Source organism: Mesorhizobium sp. M4B.F.Ca.ET.017.02.2.1, assembly GCF_003998955.1.
GTDB lineage: Bacteria > Pseudomonadota > Alphaproteobacteria > Rhizobiales > Rhizobiaceae > Mesorhizobium > Mesorhizobium abyssinicae.
This window is the reverse complement of record NZ_RZOF01000667.1, coordinates 1-796: the sequence shown is the minus strand read 5'-3', so window position 1 is coordinate 796 and position 796 is coordinate 1. Positions and strand designations below refer to the sequence as shown.

Annotated in this window: 1 pseudogene; it reads left to right on the top strand. The window is 65.1% G+C overall.

Going from position 1 to position 796, the window contains the following annotated elements:
• A pseudogene (locus tag EN738_RS34725) lies at nucleotides 1–467 on the top strand (FAD binding domain-containing protein); the annotation flags it as partial.
• Nucleotides 468–796: the final 329 nt, after the last annotated feature.

The window sequence follows — 796 nt, the reverse complement described above, 5'->3', positions numbered from 1 at the left end:
GCACGATCCCGCTCGAAGATTTCTTCGTCGCCTATGGCAAGCAGGACCGGCGGCCGGGCGAGTTCGTCGAGGCCGTGCATGTGCCGGTGCCGGCCAAGGCGACAAGGTTCGCCGTCTACAAGATCACCAAGCGCCGCGACGAGGACATCACCGCTGCCCTCGGCGCCTTCCACCTCACCCTTGCCAGGAACGGCACCGTCGCCGATATCCGCATCGCCTATGGCGGCATGGCGGCGACACCGAAGCGGGCTTTCGCGGTGGAGAAGGCGCTGCTCGGCAAGCCGTGGACAGAGGAAACCGTGGAGGCTGCGATGGCCGAGTACGCCAGCGATTTCACGCCGCTCACCGATATGCGGGCAAGCGCCGAATACCGGGCGCTGGCGGCGAAGAACCTTCTGCTGCGCTTCTACATCGAAACAATGGGAACGAAGGCGCCGTTCCAAGTGTCACGTGACGAGGCGGCCTGATGCAAGCCAACGCGAGCGGACGGACAGCGTCCTTCTCCCCGTTCACGGGGAGAAGATGCCGGCAGGCAGATGAGGGGCGGCGCTACCGTCGGCCACTTTTCGCAAAATCATTAATGTCGGCGCTGCCCCTCATCCGGCCCTTCGGGCCACCTTCTCCCCGTGAACGGGGAGAAGGCAAAGGAGGCGCCCAATGACCAAGCACGTTCCCAACCTGAAGGCGCAGAAGATCCAGGGCGGCGTCGCCAGCGACCAGCGCCACGATTCCGCGCACAAACATGTCAGCGGCACGGCGGTCTATATCGACGACATGCCGGAGCCGGCGGGCACGC